Annotated in this window: 17 protein-coding genes, 2 tRNA genes and 3 rRNA genes; 5 read left to right on the top strand and 17 right to left on the bottom strand. The window is 56.8% G+C overall.

The window, feature by feature from the left end; genetic code table 11:
* Positions 1-82 precede the first annotated feature (82 nt).
* The 11 genes from rrf to KBP52_RS23150 form a co-directional block, all read right to left on the bottom strand.
* Positions 83-198 (bottom strand): 5S ribosomal RNA (rrf, locus tag KBP52_RS23200).
* 165 nt (positions 199-363) lie between these two features.
* Positions 364-3,257: ribosomal RNA gene (locus tag KBP52_RS23195) — 23S ribosomal RNA — on the bottom strand.
* Positions 3,258-3,491: 234 nt separating this feature from the next.
* Positions 3,492-3,567: transfer RNA gene (locus KBP52_RS23190), tRNA-Ala, on the bottom strand.
* 10 nt (positions 3,568-3,577) lie between these two features.
* Positions 3,578-3,654: transfer RNA gene (locus KBP52_RS23185), tRNA-Ile, on the bottom strand.
* 123 nt (positions 3,655-3,777) lie between these two features.
* Positions 3,778-5,314, bottom strand: a 16S ribosomal RNA gene (locus KBP52_RS23180).
* Together the 16S, 23S and 5S rRNA genes with 2 tRNA genes alongside form the textbook arrangement of a ribosomal RNA operon.
* Before the next feature lie 484 nt (positions 5,315-5,798).
* Positions 5,799-6,422: a protein-methionine-sulfoxide reductase heme-binding subunit MsrQ gene (gene msrQ, locus KBP52_RS23175; RefSeq protein WP_116029766.1), complete on the bottom strand. Its 624-nt coding sequence runs from the start codon at positions 6,420-6,422 to the stop codon at positions 5,799-5,801.
* Positions 6,422-7,435 carry a protein-methionine-sulfoxide reductase catalytic subunit MsrP gene (gene msrP / locus KBP52_RS23170; protein ID WP_212621043.1) on the bottom strand — a complete coding sequence of 338 codons (1,014 nt, stop codon included), beginning with the start codon at positions 7,433-7,435 and terminating at the stop codon, positions 6,422-6,424. The genes msrQ and msrP overlap by 1 nt, the downstream gene beginning before the upstream one ends.
* A gap of 64 nt (positions 7,436-7,499) precedes the next feature.
* On the bottom strand, positions 7,500-8,357 hold the full coding sequence (gene pssA / locus KBP52_RS23165; protein WP_016983477.1) for a CDP-diacylglycerol--serine O-phosphatidyltransferase: 858 nt from the start codon (positions 8,355-8,357) through the stop codon (positions 7,500-7,502).
* 149 nt (positions 8,358-8,506) lie between these two features.
* On the bottom strand, positions 8,507-9,523 hold the full coding sequence (gene ilvC, locus KBP52_RS23160; RefSeq protein WP_007909969.1) for a ketol-acid reductoisomerase: 1,017 nt from the start codon (positions 9,521-9,523) through the stop codon (positions 8,507-8,509).
* Between the two features lie 48 nt (positions 9,524-9,571).
* The gene (gene ilvN / locus KBP52_RS23155; RefSeq protein ID WP_003176102.1) at positions 9,572-10,063 is read right to left on the bottom strand and encodes an acetolactate synthase small subunit; all 492 of its coding nucleotides are present in this window, start codon (positions 10,061-10,063) and stop codon (positions 9,572-9,574) included.
* A 2-nt stretch (positions 10,064-10,065) separates the two neighbouring features.
* Positions 10,066-11,790, bottom strand: coding sequence for an acetolactate synthase 3 large subunit (locus tag KBP52_RS23150; RefSeq protein WP_077574872.1), 1,725 nt, complete (start codon positions 11,788-11,790; stop codon positions 10,066-10,068).
* Positions 11,791-12,189: 399 nt separating this feature from the next.
* On the opposite strand from KBP52_RS23150, the gene KBP52_RS23145 reads away from it, so the two are divergent.
* Positions 12,190-12,606 carry a DUF4124 domain-containing protein gene (locus tag KBP52_RS23145; protein ID WP_212621042.1) on the top strand — a complete coding sequence of 139 codons (417 nt, stop codon included), beginning with the start codon at positions 12,190-12,192 and terminating at the stop codon, positions 12,604-12,606.
* A gap of 105 nt (positions 12,607-12,711) precedes the next feature.
* Here the strand turns inward: KBP52_RS23145 and KBP52_RS23140 are convergent, their stop codons facing one another.
* Genes KBP52_RS23140 through mrcB form a run of 3 tightly spaced genes read right to left on the bottom strand, consistent with a single transcriptional unit; the run spans position 12,712 to position 16,137 of the window.
* On the bottom strand, positions 12,712-13,047 hold the full coding sequence (locus KBP52_RS23140) for a YqcC family protein (protein WP_077574549.1): 336 nt from the start codon (positions 13,045-13,047) through the stop codon (positions 12,712-12,714).
* The gene (locus KBP52_RS23135) at positions 13,047-13,796 is read right to left on the bottom strand and encodes a hypothetical protein (RefSeq protein WP_077574550.1); all 750 of its coding nucleotides are present in this window, start codon (positions 13,794-13,796) and stop codon (positions 13,047-13,049) included. Before KBP52_RS23135 ends, KBP52_RS23140 begins: the two co-directional genes overlap by 1 nt.
* Positions 13,797-13,812: 16 nt before the next feature.
* Positions 13,813-16,137 carry a penicillin-binding protein 1B gene (mrcB, locus tag KBP52_RS23130; RefSeq protein WP_077574551.1) on the bottom strand — a complete coding sequence of 775 codons (2,325 nt, stop codon included), beginning with the start codon at positions 16,135-16,137 and terminating at the stop codon, positions 13,813-13,815.
* A gap of 118 nt (positions 16,138-16,255) precedes the next feature.
* Here mrcB and KBP52_RS23125 point away from each other — a divergent pair, with 118 nt between their 5' ends.
* From KBP52_RS23125 to KBP52_RS23110, 4 genes are all read left to right on the top strand, one after another.
* Positions 16,256-17,812: a bifunctional aminoglycoside phosphotransferase/ATP-binding protein gene (locus tag KBP52_RS23125; RefSeq protein ID WP_212621041.1), complete on the top strand. Its 1,557-nt coding sequence runs from the start codon at positions 16,256-16,258 to the stop codon at positions 17,810-17,812.
* A 90-nt stretch (positions 17,813-17,902) separates the two neighbouring features.
* Entirely contained in the window at positions 17,903-18,247 is a 345-nt protein-coding gene (locus KBP52_RS23120) for a pentapeptide repeat-containing protein (protein WP_077574553.1), read from the top strand.
* Positions 18,248-18,533: 286 nt separating this feature from the next.
* Entirely contained in the window at positions 18,534-18,806 is a 273-nt protein-coding gene (locus KBP52_RS23115) for a TfoX/Sxy family protein (RefSeq protein WP_003228231.1), read from the top strand.
* 16 nt (positions 18,807-18,822) lie between these two features.
* Positions 18,823-19,617: a cyclic nucleotide-binding domain-containing protein gene (locus KBP52_RS23110; protein ID WP_212621040.1), complete on the top strand. Its 795-nt coding sequence runs from the start codon at positions 18,823-18,825 to the stop codon at positions 19,615-19,617.
* Between the two features lie 232 nt (positions 19,618-19,849).
* Here the strand turns inward: KBP52_RS23110 and KBP52_RS23105 are convergent, their stop codons facing one another.
* Genes KBP52_RS23105 through KBP52_RS23095 form a run of 3 tightly spaced genes read right to left on the bottom strand, consistent with a single transcriptional unit; the run spans position 19,850 to position 22,473 of the window.
* Positions 19,850-20,701, bottom strand: coding sequence for a ChaN family lipoprotein (locus KBP52_RS23105; RefSeq protein WP_212621039.1), 852 nt, complete (start codon positions 20,699-20,701; stop codon positions 19,850-19,852).
* A 21-nt stretch (positions 20,702-20,722) separates the two neighbouring features.
* Complete coding sequence (locus KBP52_RS23100; RefSeq protein WP_212621038.1) at positions 20,723-21,490, bottom strand: heme ABC transporter ATP-binding protein; 768 nt, start codon at positions 21,488-21,490, stop codon at positions 20,723-20,725.
* The gene (locus KBP52_RS23095) at positions 21,490-22,473 is read right to left on the bottom strand and encodes an iron ABC transporter permease (protein ID WP_212623155.1); all 984 of its coding nucleotides are present in this window, start codon (positions 22,471-22,473) and stop codon (positions 21,490-21,492) included. Before KBP52_RS23095 ends, KBP52_RS23100 begins: the two co-directional genes overlap by 1 nt.
* Positions 22,474-22,478: the final 5 nt, after the last annotated feature.

Below are 22,478 nucleotides of genomic sequence, written 5' to 3'. Positions count from 1 at the left end.
TGTTCGCTGTCGCGAGCAAAAAACTTTCCTGCGGGCAAAACAAAACCCCAACTGCTTTCGCAATTGGGGTTTCGGAATTTAATCTTGACGATGACCTACTCTCACATGGGGAAACCCCACACTACCATCGGCGATGCATCGTTTCACTGCTGAGTTCGGGATGGGATCAGGTGGTTCCAACGCTCTATGGTCGTCAAGAAATTCGGGTACTGAGTCGTGACCAGATGGCCTCGCTTCAGCAAATTGGGTATGTGGTAGTTTTCGGTGTTTTGTGCTGCTTTTTTAAGTGCAGTCGAACTTTCGGTTCGTTTCGTCTTCACACACCGCAACTTGGCCTTTCGACGCAAATTGCTTGGGTGTTATATGGTCAAGCCTCACGGGCAATTAGTATTGGTTAGCTCAACGCCTCACAGCGCTTACACACCCAACCTATCAACGTCGTAGTCTTCGACGGCCCTTCAGGGAACTCAAGGTTCCAGTGAGATCTCATCTTGAGGCAAGTTTCCCGCTTAGATGCTTTCAGCGGTTATCTTTCCCGAACATAGCTACCCGGCAATGCCACTGGCGTGACAACCGGAACACCAGAGGTTCGTCCACTCCGGTCCTCTCGTACTAGGAGCAGCCCCTCTCAAATCTCAAACGTCCACGGCAGATAGGGACCGAACTGTCTCACGACGTTCTAAACCCAGCTCGCGTACCACTTTAAATGGCGAACAGCCATACCCTTGGGACCGGCTTCAGCCCCAGGATGTGATGAGCCGACATCGAGGTGCCAAACACCGCCGTCGATATGAACTCTTGGGCGGTATCAGCCTGTTATCCCCGGAGTACCTTTTATCCGTTGAGCGATGGCCCTTCCATACAGAACCACCGGATCACTAAGACCTACTTTCGTACCTGCTCGACGTGTCTGTCTCGCAGTCAAGCGCGCTTTTGCCTTTATACTCTACGACCGATTTCCGACCGGTCTGAGCGCACCTTCGTACTCCTCCGTTACTCTTTAGGAGGAGACCGCCCCAGTCAAACTACCCACCATACACTGTCCTCGATCCGGATAACGGACCTGAGTTAGAACCTCAAAGTTGCCAGGGTGGTATTTCAAGGATGGCTCCACGCGAACTGGCGTCCACGCTTCAAAGCCTCCCACCTATCCTACACAAGCAAATTCAAAGTCCAGTGCAAAGCTATAGTAAAGGTTCACGGGGTCTTTCCGTCTAGCCGCGGATACACTGCATCTTCACAGCGATTTCAATTTCACTGAGTCTCGGGTGGAGACAGCGCCGCCATCGTTACGCCATTCGTGCAGGTCGGAACTTACCCGACAAGGAATTTCGCTACCTTAGGACCGTTATAGTTACGGCCGCCGTTTACCGGGGCTTCGATCAAGAGCTTCGCGTTAGCTAACCCCATCAATTAACCTTCCGGCACCGGGCAGGCGTCACACCCTATACGTCCACTTTCGTGTTTGCAGAGTGCTGTGTTTTTAATAAACAGTCGCAGCGGCCTGGTATCTTCGACCGGCATGAGCTTACGGAGCAAGTCCTTCACCCTCACCGGCGCACCTTCTCCCGAAGTTACGGTGCCATTTTGCCTAGTTCCTTCACCCGAGTTCTCTCAAGCGCCTTGGTATTCTCTACCCAACCACCTGTGTCGGTTTGGGGTACGGTTCCTGGTTACCTGAAGCTTAGAAGCTTTTCTTGGAAGCATGGCATCAACCACTTCGTGTTCTAAAAGAACACTCGTCATCAGCTCTCGGCCTTAAGATCCCGGATTTACCTAAGATCTCAGCCTACCACCTTAAACTTGGACAACCAACGCCAAGCTGGCCTAGCCTTCTCCGTCCCTCCATCGCAATAACCAGAAGTACAGGAATATTAACCTGTTTTCCATCGACTACGCTTTTCAGCCTCGCCTTAGGGACCGACTAACCCTGCGTCGATTAACGTTGCGCAGGAAACCTTGGTCTTTCGGCGTGGGTGTTTTTCACACCCATTGTCGTTACTCATGTCAGCATTCGCACTTCTGATACCTCCAGCAAGCTTCTCAACTCACCTTCACAGGCTTACAGAACGCTCCTCTACCGCATCACCCGAAGGTGATACCCGTAGCTTCGGTGTATGGTTTGAGCCCCGTTACATCTTCCGCGCAGGCCGACTCGACTAGTGAGCTATTACGCTTTCTTTAAAGGGTGGCTGCTTCTAAGCCAACCTCCTAGCTGTCTAAGCCTTCCCACATCGTTTCCCACTTAACCATAACTTTGGGACCTTAGCTGACGGTCTGGGTTGTTTCCCTTTTCACGACGGACGTTAGCACCCGCCGTGTGTCTCCCATGCTCGGCACTTGTAGGTATTCGGAGTTTGCATCGGTTTGGTAAGTCGGGATGACCCCCTAGCCGAAACAGTGCTCTACCCCCTACAGTGATACATGAGGCGCTACCTAAATAGCTTTCGAGGAGAACCAGCTATCTCCGAGCTTGATTAGCCTTTCACTCCGATCCACAGGTCATCCGCTAACTTTTCAACGGTAGTCGGTTCGGTCCTCCAGTTAGTGTTACCCAACCTTCAACCTGCCCATGGATAGATCGCCCGGTTTCGGGTCTATTCCCAGCGACTAGACGCCCTATTAAGACTCGCTTTCGCTACGCCTCCCCTATTCGGTTAAGCTCGCCACTGAAAATAAGTCGCTGACCCATTATACAAAAGGTACGCAGTCACAGAACAAAGTCTGCTCCCACTGCTTGTACGCATACGGTTTCAGGATCTATTTCACTCCCCTCTCCGGGGTTCTTTTCGCCTTTCCCTCACGGTACTAGTTCACTATCGGTCAGTCAGTAGTATTTAGCCTTGGAGGATGGTCCCCCCATATTCAGACAAAGTTTCTCGTGCTCCGTCCTACTCGATTTCATGACTAAGAGATTTTCGCGTACAGGGCTATCACCCACTATGGCCGCACTTTCCAGAGCGTTCCGCTAATCTCAAAGCCACTTAAGGGCTAGTCCCCGTTCGCTCGCCACTACTAAGGGAATCTCGGTTGATTTCTTTTCCTCAGGGTACTTAGATGTTTCAGTTCCCCTGGTTCGCCTCTTGCACCTATGTATTCAGTACAAGATAACCATCTTATGATGGCTGGGTTCCCCCATTCAGACATCTCCGGATCAAAGTCTGTTTGCCGACTCCCCGAAGCTTTTCGCAGGCTACCACGTCTTTCATCGCCTCTGACTGCCAAGGCATCCACCGTATGCGCTTCTTCACTTGACCATATAACCCCAAGCAATCTGGTTATACTGTGAAGACGACATTCGCCGAAAATTCGAATTTCTCAACTAAGAGAACTCACAAATTTTACCTTAGCCTGATCCGTTACCAGTGAAAGTAACGTTCAGTCTATCTTTCTATCACATACCCAAATTTTTAAAGAACGATCTAATCAAAAGACTAGAAATCAATATTCTCAAGGGAATACTCATTTCTAAGCTTTCAGAAGCAGTTATATGGTGGAGCCAAACGGGATCGAACCGTTGACCTCCTGCGTGCAAGGCAGGCGCTCTCCCAGCTGAGCTATGGCCCCATAACAAAATTGGTGGGTCTGGGCAGATTCGAACTGCCGACCTCACCCTTATCAGGGGTGCGCTCTAACCAACTGAGCTACAGACCCAATTTCGAGCGCGTAACTGTTAGCTTGGAGCTATCAGCTTGGAGCTTAAAGCTGCTTCTATCGTCTTCTTCAATGAATCAAGCAATTCGTGTGGGAACTTATGGAGCAGCTGATGTCGTCGATTAAGGAGGTGATCCAGCCGCAGGTTCCCCTACGGCTACCTTGTTACGACTTCACCCCAGTCATGAATCACACCGTGGTAACCGTCCTCCCGAAGGTTAGACTAGCTACTTCTGGTGCAACCCACTCCCATGGTGTGACGGGCGGTGTGTACAAGGCCCGGGAACGTATTCACCGTGACATTCTGATTCACGATTACTAGCGATTCCGACTTCACGCAGTCGAGTTGCAGACTGCGATCCGGACTACGATCGGTTTTATGGGATTAGCTCCACCTCGCGGCTTGGCAACCCTTTGTACCGACCATTGTAGCACGTGTGTAGCCCAGGCCGTAAGGGCCATGATGACTTGACGTCATCCCCACCTTCCTCCGGTTTGTCACCGGCAGTCTCCTTAGAGTGCCCACCATAACGTGCTGGTAACTAAGGACAAGGGTTGCGCTCGTTACGGGACTTAACCCAACATCTCACGACACGAGCTGACGACAGCCATGCAGCACCTGTCTCAATGTTCCCGAAGGCACCAATCCATCTCTGGAAAGTTCATTGGATGTCAAGGCCTGGTAAGGTTCTTCGCGTTGCTTCGAATTAAACCACATGCTCCACCGCTTGTGCGGGCCCCCGTCAATTCATTTGAGTTTTAACCTTGCGGCCGTACTCCCCAGGCGGTCAACTTAATGCGTTAGCTGCGCCACTAAGAGCTCAAGGCTCCCAACGGCTAGTTGACATCGTTTACGGCGTGGACTACCAGGGTATCTAATCCTGTTTGCTCCCCACGCTTTCGCACCTCAGTGTCAGTATCAGTCCAGGTGGTCGCCTTCGCCACTGGTGTTCCTTCCTATATCTACGCATTTCACCGCTACACAGGAAATTCCACCACCCTCTACCATACTCTAGCTCGACAGTTTTGAATGCAGTTCCCAGGTTGAGCCCGGGGATTTCACATCCAACTTAACGAACCACCTACGCGCGCTTTACGCCCAGTAATTCCGATTAACGCTTGCACCCTCTGTATTACCGCGGCTGCTGGCACAGAGTTAGCCGGTGCTTATTCTGTCGGTAACGTCAAAATTGCAGAGTATTAATCTACAACCCTTCCTCCCAACTTAAAGTGCTTTACAATCCGAAGACCTTCTTCACACACGCGGCATGGCTGGATCAGGCTTTCGCCCATTGTCCAATATTCCCCACTGCTGCCTCCCGTAGGAGTCTGGACCGTGTCTCAGTTCCAGTGTGACTGATCATCCTCTCAGACCAGTTACGGATCGTCGCCTTGGTGAGCCATTACCTCACCAACTAGCTAATCCGACCTAGGCTCATCTGATAGCGCAAGGCCCGAAGGTCCCCTGCTTTCTCCCGTAGGACGTATGCGGTATTAGCGTTCCTTTCGAAACGTTGTCCCCCACTACCAGGCAGATTCCTAGGCATTACTCACCCGTCCGCCGCTGAATTCAGGAGCAAGCTCCTGTCATCCGCTCGACTTGCATGTGTTAGGCCTGCCGCCAGCGTTCAATCTGAGCCATGATCAAACTCTTCAGTTCAAACATCTTTGGGTTTTTAAGAAACCCTAAACTTGGCTCAGCAATCGTTGGTTACATCTTTGATTTCTCGCGGAGTAACTTGTGATGCTGATAATCTTGTTGACTATCAGTCTGACTCCACAAGCACCCACACGAATTGCTTGATTCAGTTGTTAAAGAGCGGTTGGTTAAGATCTTTCGTCTCAACCGAGGCGCGCATTCTACAGCAGCCTCATTTGCTGTCAAGTGATTATTTTCAGAAGTTTTCGAAGAATTCTTCAACAACTTCAACCACTTGCGCTTCCGATCTCTCGTCAGCGGGAGGCGAATTCTACAGCGTTACACGCTGCTGTCAACACCTCTTATTCAACTTCCTTTCGGCTTCGATCAACTGAAGCAACCTGCTGCCGAAACCTACATAACTCATTGAATCTCAAGGAGTTTTCCGTTTCGACTGCGCCGGAAGTGGGGCGAATTATAGACATCTGAAATCTGCCGTCAACCGTTAATTTCGCTTTTCTTGCAAAACCTGCTTTTTAGCCAGCAAACGTGGGATACGACGCATCACTGGCGGAATACGCAGCAGCAGAAGCACTGCGCCTATAAAGGCATAGATCGCCCATTCCTCAAGATCGGCGCGCACGATCCACAACATATGCAGTAGACCCAAGCCCAGAATCACGTAAACCAGACGATGCAGCTTCTTCCAGCGCGAACCCAAACGACGCTGACTGTAGCGATTGGACGTCAGCGCCAGCGCCAACAATCCGAGAAAGCCCAACGCCCCCACTATTATGTAGGGCCGCTTGCGCAACTCGACCGTCAGCTGCGACCAATCGAAACCCAGAATAAACGCCATATAGCTACACAGATGCAAAACCACATAGGCAAAACACCAGAGCCCCAACTGACGGCGCACTGCAATCCACCCTGCCCAGCCGGTGAGCTTCTGCATAGGCGTCATGCTCAGAGTGATCAGTAACAACACCAACGTCCCCAAGCCCAGCCGATCCACCAGCACCTTGCCGGGATCCGGCCCGAGTAAATCCTCGAGAGCCTGATACAGCCACAGCATCGGCCAGATAGCCGCCGCAATGAAAACGCCTATACGCCAGAACGGAAATCGCATCAGTAGTTCTTCCGCAGATCGAGCCCTGTATATAAAGAAGCGACTTCATCCGAATAGCCGTTGAACATCTGCGTATCACGCACGTTGGGCTTGAACAGGCTGTTCGGCAAACGCCGCTCCCGAGCCTGGGTCCAGCGTGGGTGATCAACCGTTGGATTCACGTTCGCATAGAACCCGTACTCATCTGCCGCAATGCTTTGCCAGGTTGTTTTCGGCTGCTCGCTGACCAGACTGATACGCACGATGGATTTGACACTCTTGAAGCCATACTTCCACGGCACCACCAGACGCAGCGGCGCGCCATTCTGGTTCGGCAGTTCGCGGCCATACATACCCACCGCCAGAATCGCCAATGGATTCATCGCCTCATCCAGTCGCAAGCCTTCTACATAAGGCCAGTCGATCAAGGCAAAACCCGAGCGCTGCCCGGGCATGCTCTTGGGATCCTGCAAGGTTTCAAAGCGAATGTACTTGGCTTTGGACGTTGGCTCGACCTGCTTGAGCAGCGCCGAGATCGGAAAGCCAATCCACGGAATCACCATCGACCACGCCTCGACACAGCGCAAACGATAGATACGCTCTTCCAACTGGTAAGGCTTCATGAAGTCTTCCAGCGCATATCGCCCCGGCTTACCCACCTCCCCGTCGATCACTACGCTCCATGGTTCGGTTTTCAGTGAGCCGGCATTAGCTGCCGGATCACCCTTGTCGGTTCCGAACTCATAGAAGTTGTTGTAGTGGGTGGCATCTTTATAAGGCGTGATTGCCTCATCCTTGACGTTGACTGCTCCCCATTTAGTAGAGGACAGCTTGTCGTTAAACCAGGCAGGCGCTTTACCGGGTTCGACATCGGCGTACCGAGCGGCATCCTCGGCATTGGCCCAACGTGGCAAGCTACTGACGGCGATACCGGCAGCAGTGGCCCCCAGCAATTGGCGGCGAGAGAGATAAATGGCTTCAGGCGTGACATCCGACTCGTGGCAATCGGACGCTTTGGGGACTTTGATCAACATGGCAACTCCGCAGGCTTTGGAGGACTGATGCACCCATAGACTGCGGAGTATGCGGGAAATTACATCACTCGGCTTTTTTGTGCCGACGAAGATGCAACAGGTACTGCACCGGGCCAGAAGCGGCGTAGGCGAGGAACACCAGCAGCAGAATGCGCGGTGGATCGCTGAAGACCACGGCGAACACCAGCACGACAGCAAGGATCGCCACGAACGGCACGCGGCCCTTCAGGTCCAGCTCCTTAAAGCTGTTGTACTTGATGTTGCTGACCATCAGCATGCCGGCCGCCGCAACCATCAGCGCGACCAGGAACGACATCTTCGAACCCTGAATGCCGTAATCGCTGAACGCCCAGACAATCCCCGCGACCACACCGGCTGCAGCCGGACTGGCCAGACCGATGAAGTAACGCTTGTCAGCCGTACCCACCTGAGTATTGAAGCGCGCCAGACGCAACGCCGCGCCCGCTACATAGATGAAGGCGACCATCCAGCCAACCTTGCCCATATCACCCAATGCCCAGCCGAACGCCAGCAGCGCCGGTGCAACACCGAACGCAACCATGTCCGACAGCGAGTCGTACTCGGCACCGAAGGCACTTTGCGTGTTGGTCATGCGCGCCACGCGACCGTCGAGACCGTCGAGCACCATGGCGACGAAGATCGCGATCGCGGCGAACGCGAAGTACTTGCTCGCATTGGCCGAGTCGCCAGCACTTAGAGCTGCCTGAGCGCTCATGGAGTTGATGATGGAGTAAAACCCTGCGAACAGGTTCGCAGTGGTGAACAGATTCGGCAGCAGATAGATACCACGATGCCGGACTTTACGACCTTCTGCGTCGTGCCCTTCTTCGATGTGTTCATCGATGGGCAGCAGGCTTTCGGCGTCAGAAGCCTTGTTCGGCTCTTCGGGACGTTCGCTCATGGACATTACCTTGCAACGGTTTGAAGAAAATTCGACAGGTGCTTGAGGACGACAGTTCGGCCACAAACGCTGCAGCTTTATACCAGAACCACACGCCCAAACGAAAAAACGCGGCCGAGGCCGCGTTTTTTCATACAAGGGACAACGACTTAGTTTTTGGCTTTGTCGACGATCTTGTTGGCACCGATCCACGGCATCATGGAGCGCAGTTGCTCGCCGATGACTTCGATGCCGTGAGCGGCGTTGTTACGACGCTTGGCGGTCATCGAAGGGTAGCCGGTTGCGCCTTCGCTGATGAACATTTTGGCGTATTCGCCGTCCTGAATACGTTTCAGGGCGTTGCGCATGGCCTGACGGGACTCGGCGTTGATCACTTCCGGGCCAGTCACGTACTCGCCGTACTCAGCGTTGTTGGAGATCGAGTAGTTCATGTTGGCGATGCCGCCTTCGTACATGAGGTCAACGATCAGCTTCAGTTCGTGCAGGCACTCGAAGTAGGCCATTTCCGGCGCGTAGCCAGCTTCAACCAGAGTTTCGAAACCGGCTTTGACCAGTTCAACGGTACCGCCGCACAGTACGGCTTGTTCGCCGAACAGGTCGGTTTCGGTCTCGTCTTTGAAGGTAGTTTCGATGATACCGGTACGACCGCCACCAACACCTGCCGCGTAGGACAGTGCAACGTTTTTGGCGTTGCCCGAGGCGTCCTGGTAGATCGCGATCAGGTCAGGGATACCGCCGCCTTTGACGAACTCGGAGCGTACGGTGTGGCCTGGTGCTTTCGGCGCGATCATGATCACGTCGAGGTCGGCACGCGGCACAACCTGGTTGTAGTGGATCGCGAAGCCGTGGGAGAAGGCCAAGGTGGCGCCTTTCTTGATGTTCGGCTCGATTTCGTTCTTGTACAGCGACGACTGGAATTCGTCCGGGGTCAGGATCATGACCAGGTCGGCAGCCGCAACAGCGGAAGCAACGTCAGTCACTTTCAGGCCGTGAGCTTCAGCTTTGGCAACGGTGGCCGAACCTTTACGCAGACCAACGGTAACGTCGACACCGGAATCTTTCAGGTTGCACGCTTGGGCGTGGCCCTGGGAACCGTAACCGATGATGGCAACTTTCTTGCCCTGGATGATCGACAGGTCGCAGTCTTTATCGTAGAAAACTTTCATGAATTTCCCCTTTATATCCAGGCCGTTCAGGCCATTCGCTAATTTGGTTTAGATGCTGAGTACTTTGTCGCCGCGGGCAATGCCGGTCACGCCGCTACGGACGGTTTCCAGAATCGATGCGGTGCCGATGGACTGAATGAAGCTGTCGAGCTTGTCGCTGGTACCGGTCAATTGAACGGTATACACGCTGGCACTGACATCGACGATCTGTCCACGGTAAATATCGGTGGTGCGTTTGATCTCGGCGCGCTGGGCGCCAGTGGCCTTGACCTTGACCAGCATCAGTTCGCGCTCGATGTGAGCACTTTCCGAGAGGTCCACCAGCTTGACCACTTCGATCAGCTTGTTCAGGTTTTTGGTGATCTGCTCGATGACTTCATCGTGGCCCACAGTGGTCAGCGTCAGACGCGACAGGGTCGGGTCTTCGGTCGGGGCCACAGTCAGGCTTTCGATGTTGTAGTTGCGCTGCGAGAACAGGCCAACTACGCGAGACAAAGCGCCGGGTTCGTTTTCCAGAAGCAAGGAAATAATGTGCCGCATGATTAAGTACGCTCCGTCTTGCTCAGCCACATATCGCGCATCGAGCCGTCTTTGATCTGCATCGGATAGACGTGCTCGCTGGTGTCGACCGAAATATCGATCACCACCAGGCGATCCTTCATGGCGAACGCTTCTGCCATCTTCGACTTCAAATCTTTCGATTCGGTGATGCGTACGCCGACGTGGCCGTAGGCTTCAGCCAGCTTGACGAAGTCAGGCAGCGATTCCATGTAGGAGTGCGAGTGACGGCTGCCGTAGCTCATGTCCTGCCACTGACGCACCATCCCCAGAACACCGTTGTTGAGGATGACGATTTTCACTGGCAAGCCATATTGCAGGCAGGTCGACAGTTCCTGGATGTTCATCTGGATACTGCCTTCGCCGGTGACGCAGGCAACGTCGTCATCCGGGAAGCTCAACTTGATGCCCATGGCCGCCGGAAAACCGAAGCCCATGGTGCCCAGACCACCGGAGTTGATCCAGCGATTCGGCTTGTTGAACGTGTAGTACTGCGCCGCGAACATCTGATGCTGGCCCACGTCGGAAGTGATGAAGGCATCGCCCTTGGTCACTTCGCAAAGGGTTTCGATCACGGTTTGCGGCTTGATCAGGCTGCCGTCGCCCTTTTCATAAGGGAACAGGCCGCGATCACCGCGCCATTCATCCACCTGCTTCCACCAACTGGCCACGGACTCCTTGTTCGGGGTCTCGCCGATTTCCTTGAGGATCGCAACCATTTCGGTCAGGACGCTCTCCACCGGACCAACGATTGGCACGTCGGCCTTGATGGTCTTGGAAATCGAAGCCGGGTCGATGTCGATGTGGATGATCTTGGCGTTCGGGCAGAACTTCGCCGGGCCGTTGATCACGCGATCGTCGAAACGCGCGCCGACCGCGAGGATCACGTCAGCATGGTGCATCGCCAAGTTGGCGGTGTAGCTGCCGTGCATGCCGAGCATGCCGATGAACTGACGATCAGTACCCGGGAAACCACCCAGGCCCATCAACGTGTTGGTCACCGGCAGGTTGAGCATTTTCGCCAGTTCGGTCAGCGGTGCGGAACCGTTGCCGAGGATCACGCCGCCACCGGAGTACATGACCGGACGCTTGGCCGCCAGGAGCATTTCTGCCGCCTTGCGGATTTGCCCGGAGTGACCGCGAACGGCCGGGCTGTAGGAACGCAGCTTGGCTTTCTTCGGGAAGATGTATTCGAACTTCTCGGCCGGGTTGGTCATGTCTTTCGGGATATCGACCACGACCGGGCCCGGACGACCGGATTGCGCCAGGTAGAAGGCCTTCTTCATGACTTCCGGGATTTCCGAAGCGTGCTTGATCATGAAGCTGTGCTTCACGATCGGCCGGGAGATACCGATCATGTCGGTTTCCTGGAACGCGTCGGTACCGACCATGGTGCTTGGCACCTGACCGGAAATGATCACCATTGGAATCGAGTCCATATAGGCGGTCGCGATACCGGTAATGGCGTTTGTGGCGCCAGGACCGGACGTCACCAATACCACGCCGGCTTTACCGGTGGCACGGGCATAACCGTCAGCCATATGGGTTGCCGCTTGTTCATGACGAACCAGGATGTGAGTCACTTCCGGTTCTTTGAACAGGGCATCGTAAACATGCAGGAGAGCACCACCCGGGTACCCGTAGATATATTTGACGCCTTCGTCACGCAAAAAGCGGACGAGCATCTCACCGCCAGATAAAAGCTCCACGTTGTTCACCTCTAAAACGCCAGAATACCGTCCACAAAAAAGGGGCGGGTCTTAATAGGTTTACTTCTCGGCAGAGCATGAGCGACGGTGGTCGCCGACTACGTCAGCACTGACTGAGCAAGTATTGGGATCGTCCCAAGTGTTGCGGGCCTTTCCCACCCAGCGCGAGGTAACGCGTTGCGGGTGTAACAGGTCGGCGCGGATGTGCGCCTCATGATCTACCGAGTGGGTCTGCTTCTGGCAGTCCCTCTACAGCGGACTTTGGATTCTTCTGTTTCGCCCTCTCCAAGTCAAGTCGTCTGTGTGGTTAATTGTGGGTAAGCACATGAGAACGCAAGAAAAAACCTGAAAACCGCTACTCTGTTAGTGTCAATTGCGCAATTTTGCCAAGGAATCAGCATGCGAACGCTCCTCCTGACTCTGCTGATCGGCCTCAGCCCGTGGTGCATGGCCGCTCAAATCTATAAATGGGTCGATGCCCAGGGTGTCACGCACTTCGATGCGCAGCCTCCACCGGGCCAGCCGTCCACCACCCTGCAGACGCCCTCCTCGCCTCCGCCGAAACCGGCGGCAATGCCGGGCAGCGGTGTGCTGGGTGATCAGAAGGCTATCGATGACAAAGTGAAGCAGCAGGTTGCGGATCAGCAGGCGCAGCTCAAACAGTTTTGCCAGCAGGCACGGACGAACCTTGCGCAATTGCAGAACAATCCGCGTCTGAGGGAGGAAGTGGAGGGACAGATGCGACGGCTGGATGATGCGCAGCGTCAGGAGCGCATTGTCGAGGCTCAGAAGCAGATAGCCGAGAATTGCCAATAGGCATCTGCAGGACTGTAGGAGCTGTCGAGTGAAACGAGGCTGCGATCTTTTGACTTTGAAGATCAAAAGATCGCAGCCTGCGGCAGCTCCTGCACAGACTCGGTATCAGCGCGAGGCAGTGATCAGCAGGTCAAACTCTTTGAGTAACACCTGAAGCTGACGATCCTTGCCCTGCAGATTGCGCTGGGCGAAGACCATTTCAGCCATTTCCTGGATCCCCGAGGCGTTCGGCAAAGGCAGATCCTGTTCGAGGATCATCTTCATGCGTGGCAGGAAGATCCATTGCAGCCACTGCTCGAAATCCAGCGTATCGACCGAAAACGGCTCGACACTGCTCAACGCTTCTGCTGACGGCTGAACTTCATCCCACCAGCCCTGAGTGCGCAGTTCACGCTCGATCAGCAACAGCTGATCGGCGATTTTCGGGAAGCGAGCATCCATTACAGCGAAACCTTGGCCTTCTGGCGGGCCTGAGCGGCACCGGCGGAATCGCCTTGTTTCTCACGGGACTGGGCGATGATTTCCCACAGGTTGGCTTGCAGGTCCGGGCGACCGTTGGCCATGGTCAGCGCACGACGGGCGAACTGCTCGGCTTGCGGCGCATCACCTTGAGCCATGCGCACCTGCGCCAGGCGATAAAGCACTTGCGGCTCACGCGGAGCGACACGCTGGGCTCGCTCAAGGCTGGACGATGCACCGTTGAGGTCGCCGCCGGCCTGTTGCTGCTGCGCAGTGGTCAGCAAAGCGAGTACCGGACCGTCCAGTTGCTCATCGGCCGAAAGACCGCCGCCACTGCTCGCCGAAGGAATGCCGCTCGGCGTCGATGGCATGCTGTAGCTGCCGGAGTTGATCGGCGCAGACTCAGCCGGCGAAGGGTTGTACGGCCCCGACGTGATACCGCCGGATGCCGGCCCAGGCACGATTGGCGAAGCGCTGATCGGTGTCGACACGGCAGCGCCGCCGCCCGGCACCATCACCACCACGCCGGTATCACCTTGCGGAATCGCCTGAGTCTGGCCCTGCGCAGGGCGCTTGACCGTCGTTTGGCGGAAACCGCCATTGGCCGAAATACGTTCGCTGTTGGACACCGCAGTACCGGAATCAACCACCGGAATCGAACCACGCTGTACGGTAGAGCAGCCGCTGAGCAAAGCCACGGCGGTCACCGCTGGAATCAACCACTTGTTCACTTGAAACCCTCTTTGCTTAATTCATCCAGCCCTTGACCCAATCCATCACCGACTCGCCGGAAGCAGGCGTTTCGCCCGCACACGCGGCGCCGGGTGGCGGTTCGCTGCCGCGAATATACGGCATCTGCACCGCCCCCGGGCAGTTGGCATCAGAGCCCTGCCCGGTACGCGAATCGACCCACGCCTGCACGACGTTGTCCGGCTGCGGCATGTCCAGCGGCAGCGGATCGGCCTTGCGCATGAAACTGGTCCACACTTGCAACGCACCGGTCGCACCGGTAAATGGTGTCTTGCCGTTGTCATCACGCCCCAGCCAGACCACCGCCAGCAGATCCTGACTGAAACCGGCGAACCAGCTGTCCCGCGAATCGTTACTGGTACCGGTCTTGCCCGCCAGCGTCAGGGTCTTCGGCAAGACGTTATAAACCGAGCTGCCGGTACCTTCACGCATCACACGCTGCATGGCGTTCTGGATCAGATAGATGGACGCCGGATCGAAACGCTGCTCGATCTGGAACGGATAACGTTTGAGCGGCTCGCCCTCGGCAGTCAGCACGCTGCGAATCCCGCGCATCGGCGTATTGAAACCACCGTTGGCGAGGGTCTGGTACATGGTCGCCACTTCGATCGGGGTCATGCCACCGGCGCCGAGCAACATCGACGGGAAGGCCGGGAACTCACGTGTCACGCCCAGACGCCCCAAGGTCTTGAGCACGTTAGGCACGCCAACTTCCAGACCCAGACGCGAAGTCGACAGGTTGTAGGAATGCGCCAGACCCTGATAGAGGAACACGGTGCCGTGGGAGCGGCGGTCATAGTTCTGCGGTTTCCACACCTGACCGTTTGCGCCTTTGACCGACAACGGATCGTCCGATAGCCAACTGGTCAGGGTGTACTGGCTCGGTTTTTCCAGCGCAGTCAGATAAACCGCAGGCTTGATCAACGAGCCGATCGGTCGCACTGCATCCAGCGCACGGTTGAAACCGGCGTAACTGGCCTGACGGCTGCCGATCATCGCCTGGACTTCGCCGGTTTCCGGATTGGTCACGACCATCGCCGCTTCCACATCATCGGAGCCTTTGCGCCCGGACAGACGTTTGAAGGTGTCGTTGACCGACGCCTCGGCCTTCATCTGCAGAATCGGATCGAAACTGGTGAAGATGCGCAGGCCTTCTTCGGTCAAGTCTTCGTCACGGTAGTCTTCACGCAACTGGCGTTTGACCAGATCGATAAAGCCCGGGAACGAGCTGTCGGCCAGTTTGCCGCGCGTGGTCACACCCAATGGCATTTTTTTCGCCGCTTCGACCTGTTCGGCCGTTGCCACGCCTTGCTGCTCAAGCACATCGAGCACCAGATTGCGGCGCTCCAGAGCGCGCTCGGGATTGCGACGCGGGTTGTAGTAGGACGGGCCTTTGACCATGCCGACCAACAACGCCACCTGGTGCAGTTTCAGCTCGGACAACGGCTGGCCAAAGAAGAACTGGCTGGCCAGACCGAAACCGTGCACCGCACGCTGACCGTCCTGCCCGACGAAGACTTCGTTGAGGTAGGCCTCAAGGATTTCCTTCTTGTCGTAATGCAGTTCGAGCAGCATCGCCATCATTGCTTCGGTGAGCTTGCGGGTCAGGCTGCGTTCGTTGGTCAGGTAGAAGTTTTTCACCAACTGCTGGGTCAGCGTACTGCCGCCCTGGGTCATCTTGCCGCCCGAGGTGTTGACCCAGATAGCGCGGGCAATCGACTTCGGCGACACGCCCCAGTGACTGTAGTAATCGCGGTCTTCGACAGCGACCAGAGTTTCAAGCAGGTACGGCGGCACCTGATCGAGCTTGATCAGAATGCGGTCTTCGAGATTTTTCGGATAAATCCCGCCGATCATCAGCGGCTCGAGGCGCACAACGGACAATTTCGAACCGTTGGTCGCCGACAGCTCAGCCACATAATCGCCGGAGAAACGCACACGCACCGGCTGCGGTTTTTCCAGGCCTTCATAAAACTGGAAGCCACGGGTATTCAGATCGACAGTATTGCCGCTGACGGCCGCTGCACCGGGGCCATTGCTCACGGCTTCGCGGCGATAGCCGAGGGCATCGAGTTCAGTAAGGAAATCGTCTTTGCTGAGCTTTTGTCCGACGAACAGCTCGAGCGGGCGCGCGTAGACCTTGGCCGGGATGGTCCAGCGCTTGCCGGAGAACTTCTCCTGCACCACGGCATCGAGGTAAACGGCGAAGCCGGCCAGCACGACAAGGCCGACCAGACTGAGTTTAATGGCCCAGCTCAACCATGGGCTAAGGCCCTTGGAGGGTGGTTTTTTCTTGGTACGGGGGGATCGAGTTCGAGTCATGGCGGCGGATTATACGCACTTTATTCATCCTCAACAGGAGCGCTCCGAGGTTTGCGTCAGGCTGGCGAGCGGCCATAATGGCCGCCTCGAATTTCCCCCAGTCTCTGAAGGATCGCCCGTGAGCCAGTCACTGATCGCTGCCCTGCAAAACCCGGCCCTCTACCCGCACCCTGTCGAAGGGTTTCAGGTCATCGAAACGCATATCTCGTGGGTGATCCTCACCGGTCCCTTCGCTTATAAAGTGAAAAAACCGGTCAACTTCGGCTTTCTCGACTTCACCGGTCTCGACTCGCGCGCACATTTCTGTGCTGAAGAGCTGCGTCTGAACCAGCGTCTGACTGATGATTTGTATCTGGAAGTGTTGCCAGTGACCGGCAGCGTTGAAGCACCGCAACTGGGCGGCGACGGCCCGGCCATCGAATATGTGCTGAAAATGCGCCAGTTCCCGCAGAGCGGTTTGCTCAGCACCCTGCAAGCCAACGGCGAGCTGACCACCCAGCACATCGACGAGATGGCCGAGCAGATTGCGCGCTTCCACCTCGCCGCGCCAAAAGTCCCGGCTGAACACGACGCCGGCACCCCGGACAGCGTGATGGCGCCGGTCTCGCAAAACTTCGAACAGATCCTGCCGTTCCTCAGCGACAAAAACGATCTGCTGCAACTCGACGCGTTGAAAGCCTGGGCCGAAAGCAGCTTCGAACGTCTCAAGCCGTTGTTCGCCCAACGCAAGGTCGAAGGTTTCACCCGTGAGTGCCACGGCGATATCCACTTGGGCAACGCCACCGTCATCGACGGCAAAGTGGTGATCTTCGACTGCATCGAGTTCAACGAACCGTTCCGCTTCACTGACGTCTGGGCCGACACCGGTTTCCTCGCGATGGACCTGGAAGACCGAGGCCTGAAATCCCTCGCGCGCCGCTTCATCAGTCAATACCTGGAACTGACCGGCGACTATCAGGGCCTGGAAGTGCTGAACTTCTATAAAGCCTATCGCGCACTGGTTCGCGCCAAGGTTGCGCTGTTCAGCATGCCGGCGGACGCGACTCCGGTGCAGCGCGCCACCACCCTGCGCCAGTACCGCAACTACGCCAACCTGGCGGAAAGCTACAGCACCATTCCGTCGCGCTTCATGGCGATTACCCACGGCGTTTCCGCTGTCGGCAAGAGCCACGTGGCCATGCGTCTGGTCGAAGCGCTGGGCGCGATTCGCCTGCGTTCGGACGTAGAACGCAAGCGTCTGTTCGGCGAGCAAACCGTCGCCAACGACGTGCAGGCCGGCATTTACAGTGCCGATGCCAGCGTCGCGACCTACGCGCGTTTGCATGAAATCGCCGAAGTGATCCTGCACGCCGGTTTCCCGGTGGTGATCGATGCGACTTATCTGAAGCGCGAACAACGCGACAACGCGGCAAAAATTGCCGAAGCCACCGGCACACCGTTCCTGATCCTCGACTGCAACGCGCCGCAAGCGGTGATCGAGAGCTGGCTGGCGATTCGTCAGGCGGACAAACAGGATCCGTCCGACGCTACGCTGGCCGTGATCGAAGCGCAGCAGGCCAACCGCGAAGCGCTGACGCCGGAAGAAATCCTGCGCAGCAAACGCGTGCAGACCAATGAGTCCGGCACGCTGGACACCGTGGTTGCGCAGATTCGTCAGCGCCTGCCAGGCCTGTAAGAAACTATTTCGGCCGTGAAGCCCTCGCTTGCTTCACGGCCGTCAAATAGTGGCACTATACTGGCGTCATAAAACCAACGGTGATATGACATGAGCCAGCCGAAACTTCTCGACACCCCGCTGTATGCCTTGCTGCACAAAGATGACATCACAGGTTTCAACAAGGAGCGTCCACAGGACGGCCCGATCGACATGGTCGGCGGCGATTTCCGTGGTCTCGATCTGCGCGAACTGAACGCCGATGGCGTGGATTTCCGGGACGCGTACTTCCGTTCCGCCGATTTACGTGGCATCGATTTCCGTAAAGCATCGCTGGAAGGTGCAAGCCTGGCTCACGCACAGATTTCCGGGGCGTATTTCCCGCCGGAGCTGAGTGCTGACGAAATTCTGATGTCGATGAATTTCGGTACGCGTTTGCGTTATCGCACCCGCTGATCGTCTCATCGCTCCCTGACACAACGCCTTCCCTGTAGGAGTGAGCCTGCTCGCGATAGCGGTTTAAAATTCAACACATGTGTGCCTGCCAGTCCGCTATCGCGAGCAGGCTCACTCCTACATTGATTTGTGTTCCCCCCTCCTCATCTGCGCTCGCAGGCCGTTCAAGCGGCCTTTCTTAGAAGCGTTTGCGTTGAATCCGACCAAACAACCACGCTTTTCCTACTGATGGCTACACTCCTGAGAAGCTCGCCCACGCACCATTCGGCCGTCGCAAGGAGGCTTGATGAATGATGAACTGCAACACCTGAAGAATCTTGGCAAGACGTCGGCGCAATGGCTGCATGCCGTGGGCATCCACAGCGCCTCGGACTTGCGTCGCCTGGGCGCGGTGGACGCCTACCGGGCCGTGCGTACCCGCGGGTTTCGCGCATCGAAGGTGTTGTTGTATGCGATCGAAGGCGCGCTGATGGATGTGCACTGGAACGACATCCCCGCCGAACGCAAGGACGCCCTGAACAAACAACTCGAAGCCATTTCCTCGCGCCACAAGAACTGAACGGGCATAGACCGTCATGTATTTACTGGGGGAACAATCGGCCTGGGCCGATGCCTTGATCAACCGTTTGCAGAGGCTGCCTGCGCTGTGGTTGCGCGACCTGGCGCCTTGCGGGCCGCCTGTGGAGCTGGAAGTGTCGGATGATTTGCTCGCGCAGTTGCCCGCTGATCAGCTGTTTCTGCTGAACGAAGGCGTGATCAACGGCTGCATCGGTGCCCGACCACTGTTTTATTGGCAGGAGGGTGATTTGATCGGCCTTCAGCAGGGTCACGACTGGGCTGATTGCCGGTTGCGCAGTGACGGAGCGTTGCGCCTGACGCCTTATCAGCGCCGCGAGGTTTTCCAGCATATGTTTGCTGAGTCTGGTCGGGCAGAGCAATTTCTGGAGTATCTGCTGGGGCAAATGGCAATCCTCGCCCATGCCGTCGCGGAGCTGAAACCGCGCGAGTTTCGCAGCACCAATGGCTTCAAGCGGGTCGAGGCGGGTGAAACGCTGATCAGGCAGGGTGACGCGGCTGACCATGTATTCGTAATTATCGAGGGGCATGCCGAAGCATTTGTAGACGGGCAGAAGGTTGGCGACGTGGCCAAGGACGAGATTTTCGGGGCCATGGCCGTGTTCACTGGCGAGCCGCGCAATGCCACGGTCATTGCTCGAGAGCCGAGTACCGTGATGCTGATTCCCGGTGATCAATTCTTGAGCATGACCCGCACCAATCCGAAGATCGCCCACAGCCTGATCGAGAGCATGGCGCGGCGGATCGGCCAGCTGAACAAGCAAGTCACCCAATTGAGCGCAAACAGAAGCTGACGCCATGTCCTTTGTTTCCGGGCCATTACGGCCATTTCCAAGACTAAATCAAAGAAATGAGAAAACAGTTGTTGACGCGCTAATGAGAATCGCTATGATTATCACAACTGGTCGCGAGACCAGTCGATATTCTGAAAAGCCCTTGGTTCGGACTCTCAGATTATCTCCTCATCAGGCTAATCACGGTTATTTGACCCGGTTTTTACCGGGTCTTTTTTTGCCTGTGGAAAAGTCATTTGCCGAACTGTTTGCGCATCTGCTCGCAGTAATCCTGTTTTGGTGTTGCAGGCGTATACCAAACGTAGTCGGCCATCGTTGCGTTCACTTCGGCGCCCTGCTCTGCCAGCATCAGCACTGTCGGAGTCTCTGTGGCGCCCAAATCCACAACATGCAGCGGCACGCCAACATCCTTGCGCGCATGCCACGCGCCAGCCAGCAAGATTGAAGGTCTGGGCGCTGCCAGCAGACGCTCAGCCATACGCCGATCACGTTGTTGCTGAACGGCCAGCATGGCGGGCATCTGTGATTCAGGCAGCAAGCCACAGTGGGAATCGCTGATCTGCTCCAGCAATACAGTTTTCACCGACTCTACATTGCTGCGCTGCCCTTTCAACACTGGTGGGTTGCGATAGACGGTGCGGATTTCGGCGCTATTCAGATTTGCCGCCAGCAGTGGATACGGCTGAGTGAGGGCGAAGCGGACAATCGGCCCGTAGAGGTTCCAGTCCCAGCCGTCCTGCCAGGCCAATGCACCAGGCAGGTCAGCGGGCGGCGTTATCGACTGATGCACTTGATCAATGCGAGGCTGCTGATCCGGCGTAAGCATTTCCAGGAGCAGGCTACCTTGCGGCCGCTGCTCACCGAGTGAGCGCAACAACCACAATTGCGCTGTGTGATGGTCGGCATTGTCATGCTGCTCGCCGATGATCAACCGCTCCGGCACAGCCAAGCGCTTCAACAACTGCTGCGCCGTCAGCACTTCACCGCTGTGCAGATCGCGAATCTCGCCACTGACCGGCGGTGGCGCCACAGCATGCTGACACCCCGCGAGCAACACCACCGCCAACAGCCACAACACACGCATGCCATCACCTCAATGATCCAGTCAACGGGCGATGATCAGCGGATGCCCACGCTCCGGGTGCGGCTGCACCAACACTTCGAGACCGAATACGGCTTGGAGCGTGTCCGGTCGCAAAACCTGCTGCGGTGTATCCAGCGCCACCGGACGCCCGCCTTCCAGCAGCAGAATGCGATCACAATAACGCGCCGCCAGATTCAGATCATGCAGGATCACCAACACCGCCGCGCCACGATCGGCAAACTCGCGCACAGCCTGCAACGTGGTGTGCTGATGCAGCGGATCAAGCATCGAAGTCGGCTCATCCAACAGCAACGTCTGCCCGGCCTGCCCCGGCCAGAGCTGCGCCAGCACCCGCGCCAGATGCACACGCTGACGCTCGCCACCGGACAGCGCCAGATAACTGCGACCGCTCAAGTGCCCGGCATCCGCCGCCGCCAATGCCGCCGCGACGATTTCGTCATCCCGGGCCCGACCGCTTTGCCAAGGCAGGCGGCCCATGCCCACCACTTCTTCGACGCGAAAAGCAAAATCCAGCGTCGACACCTGAGGCAACACCGCCAGTCGTTGCGCACGCTGCGGCCCGGTCCAGTGAGTCAAAGCCTGCCCATCGAGCGAAACCCCGCCCGCGCTCGCCGCCAACTCCCCGCACAACGCGCCGAGCAAGGTACTTTTGCCAGCACCGTTCGGCCCGAGTACGCCGAGCACTTCACCCGACTCAAGTTGCAGCGTGACATCGCTGAGCACGGTCTTGCGACCTCGATGGATGTGCAGATTTTGCGCACGCAACATCAGGCGCGTCCTCGCAGCAGCAGATAAAGGAAGAACGGCGCACCGATAAACGCGGTGACGATGCCGATCGGCAACTCCGCCGGCGCCAGCGCCAGCCGCGCGACCAGATCAGCCAACAGCAACAGGCTCGCCCCCGCCAGCACCGAGGCCGGCAGCAAGACTTTGTGATCCGGCCCCGCCAGCAAGCGCACCAGATGCGGCACCACCAGGCCGACAAAACCGATCATCCCGGCGGCCGCCACTGCCGCGCCAACCCCCAGCGCCGTGCAAAACACCAATTCACGCTTGAGCCGTTCGACATCGATGCCCAGATGCCCAGCCTCGGACTCGCCGAGCAGCAAGGCATTCAGCGCTTTCGCCCGCCGCGGTAACCACAGCGCGACACCGGCGCTGATGATCAGCAATGGCCAGAGCCGCGCGTAACTGGCGCCATTGAGGCTGCCAAGGTTCCAAAAGGTCAGCGTACGCAGCGTCGCGTCATCCGCCAGATATGTGAACAGCCCGACCGCGGAACTGGCCAGCGCGGTCAGGGCAATGCCCGCCAGCAACATCGTCGCCACATTAGTCTGTCCATTACGGCGACCGAGGCGATAAACCAGCGCCGTCACCCCAAGCCCGCCGAGAAACGCGCAGACCGACAGCAGATACGGCCCGAACCACTCCGGCAGACCGCCAAAAAACGAACCGCCGACAATCGCGATCGCTGCGCCCAATGCCGCGCCGCTGGAAACACCGACCAATCCCGGATCCGCCAGCGGATTGCGAAACAAGCCCTGCATCGCCACGCCGGACAACGCCAAGACACCACCGACCGCCAGCCCGAGCAGGGTTCGCGGCAGACGAATCTGCCCAAGGATCAGTTCAGCCTGCTCCAGTCCGTCCGGAGCCAACGGCACGCCGAGCATGCGCAATGCCGCGCGCAACGTATCGATCAGCGGCAGGCTCACCGGCCCCAACGCCAACGACAGCCAAATCGCCAGCAAACACA

This window comes from Pseudomonas sp. SCA2728.1_7 (assembly GCF_018138145.1).
In the GTDB taxonomy this organism is placed as follows: Bacteria; Pseudomonadota; Gammaproteobacteria; order Pseudomonadales; family Pseudomonadaceae; genus Aquipseudomonas; species Aquipseudomonas koreensis_A.
This window is presented reverse-complemented; position numbering and strand designations above follow the sequence as displayed.

Coding starts and splice junctions, on each gene's coding strand:
- msrQ (WP_116029766.1), bottom strand. CDS start 6,422: ATGCGATTTCCGTTCTGGCGTATAGGCGTTTTCATTGCGGCGGCTATC.
- msrP (WP_212621043.1), bottom strand. CDS start 7,435: ATGTTGATCAAAGTCCCCAAAGCGTCCGATTGCCACGAGTCGGATGTC.
- pssA (WP_016983477.1), bottom strand. CDS start 8,357: ATGAGCGAACGTCCCGAAGAGCCGAACAAGGCTTCTGACGCCGAAAGC.
- ilvC (WP_007909969.1), bottom strand. CDS start 9,523: ATGAAAGTTTTCTACGATAAAGACTGCGACCTGTCGATCATCCAGGGC.
- ilvN (WP_003176102.1), bottom strand. CDS start 10,063: ATGCGGCACATTATTTCCTTGCTTCTGGAAAACGAACCCGGCGCTTTG.
- KBP52_RS23145 (WP_212621042.1), top strand. CDS start 12,190: ATGCGAACGCTCCTCCTGACTCTGCTGATCGGCCTCAGCCCGTGGTGC.
- KBP52_RS23140 (WP_077574549.1), bottom strand. CDS start 13,047: ATGGATGCTCGCTTCCCGAAAATCGCCGATCAGCTGTTGCTGATCGAG.
- mrcB (WP_077574551.1), bottom strand. CDS start 16,137: ATGACTCGAACTCGATCCCCCCGTACCAAGAAAAAACCACCCTCCAAG.
- KBP52_RS23120 (WP_077574553.1), top strand. CDS start 17,903: ATGAGCCAGCCGAAACTTCTCGACACCCCGCTGTATGCCTTGCTGCAC.
- KBP52_RS23115 (WP_003228231.1), top strand. CDS start 18,534: ATGAATGATGAACTGCAACACCTGAAGAATCTTGGCAAGACGTCGGCG.
- KBP52_RS23110 (WP_212621040.1), top strand. CDS start 18,823: ATGTATTTACTGGGGGAACAATCGGCCTGGGCCGATGCCTTGATCAAC.
- KBP52_RS23105 (WP_212621039.1), bottom strand. CDS start 20,701: ATGCGTGTGTTGTGGCTGTTGGCGGTGGTGTTGCTCGCGGGGTGTCAG.
- KBP52_RS23100 (WP_212621038.1), bottom strand. CDS start 21,490: ATGTTGCGTGCGCAAAATCTGCACATCCATCGAGGTCGCAAGACCGTG.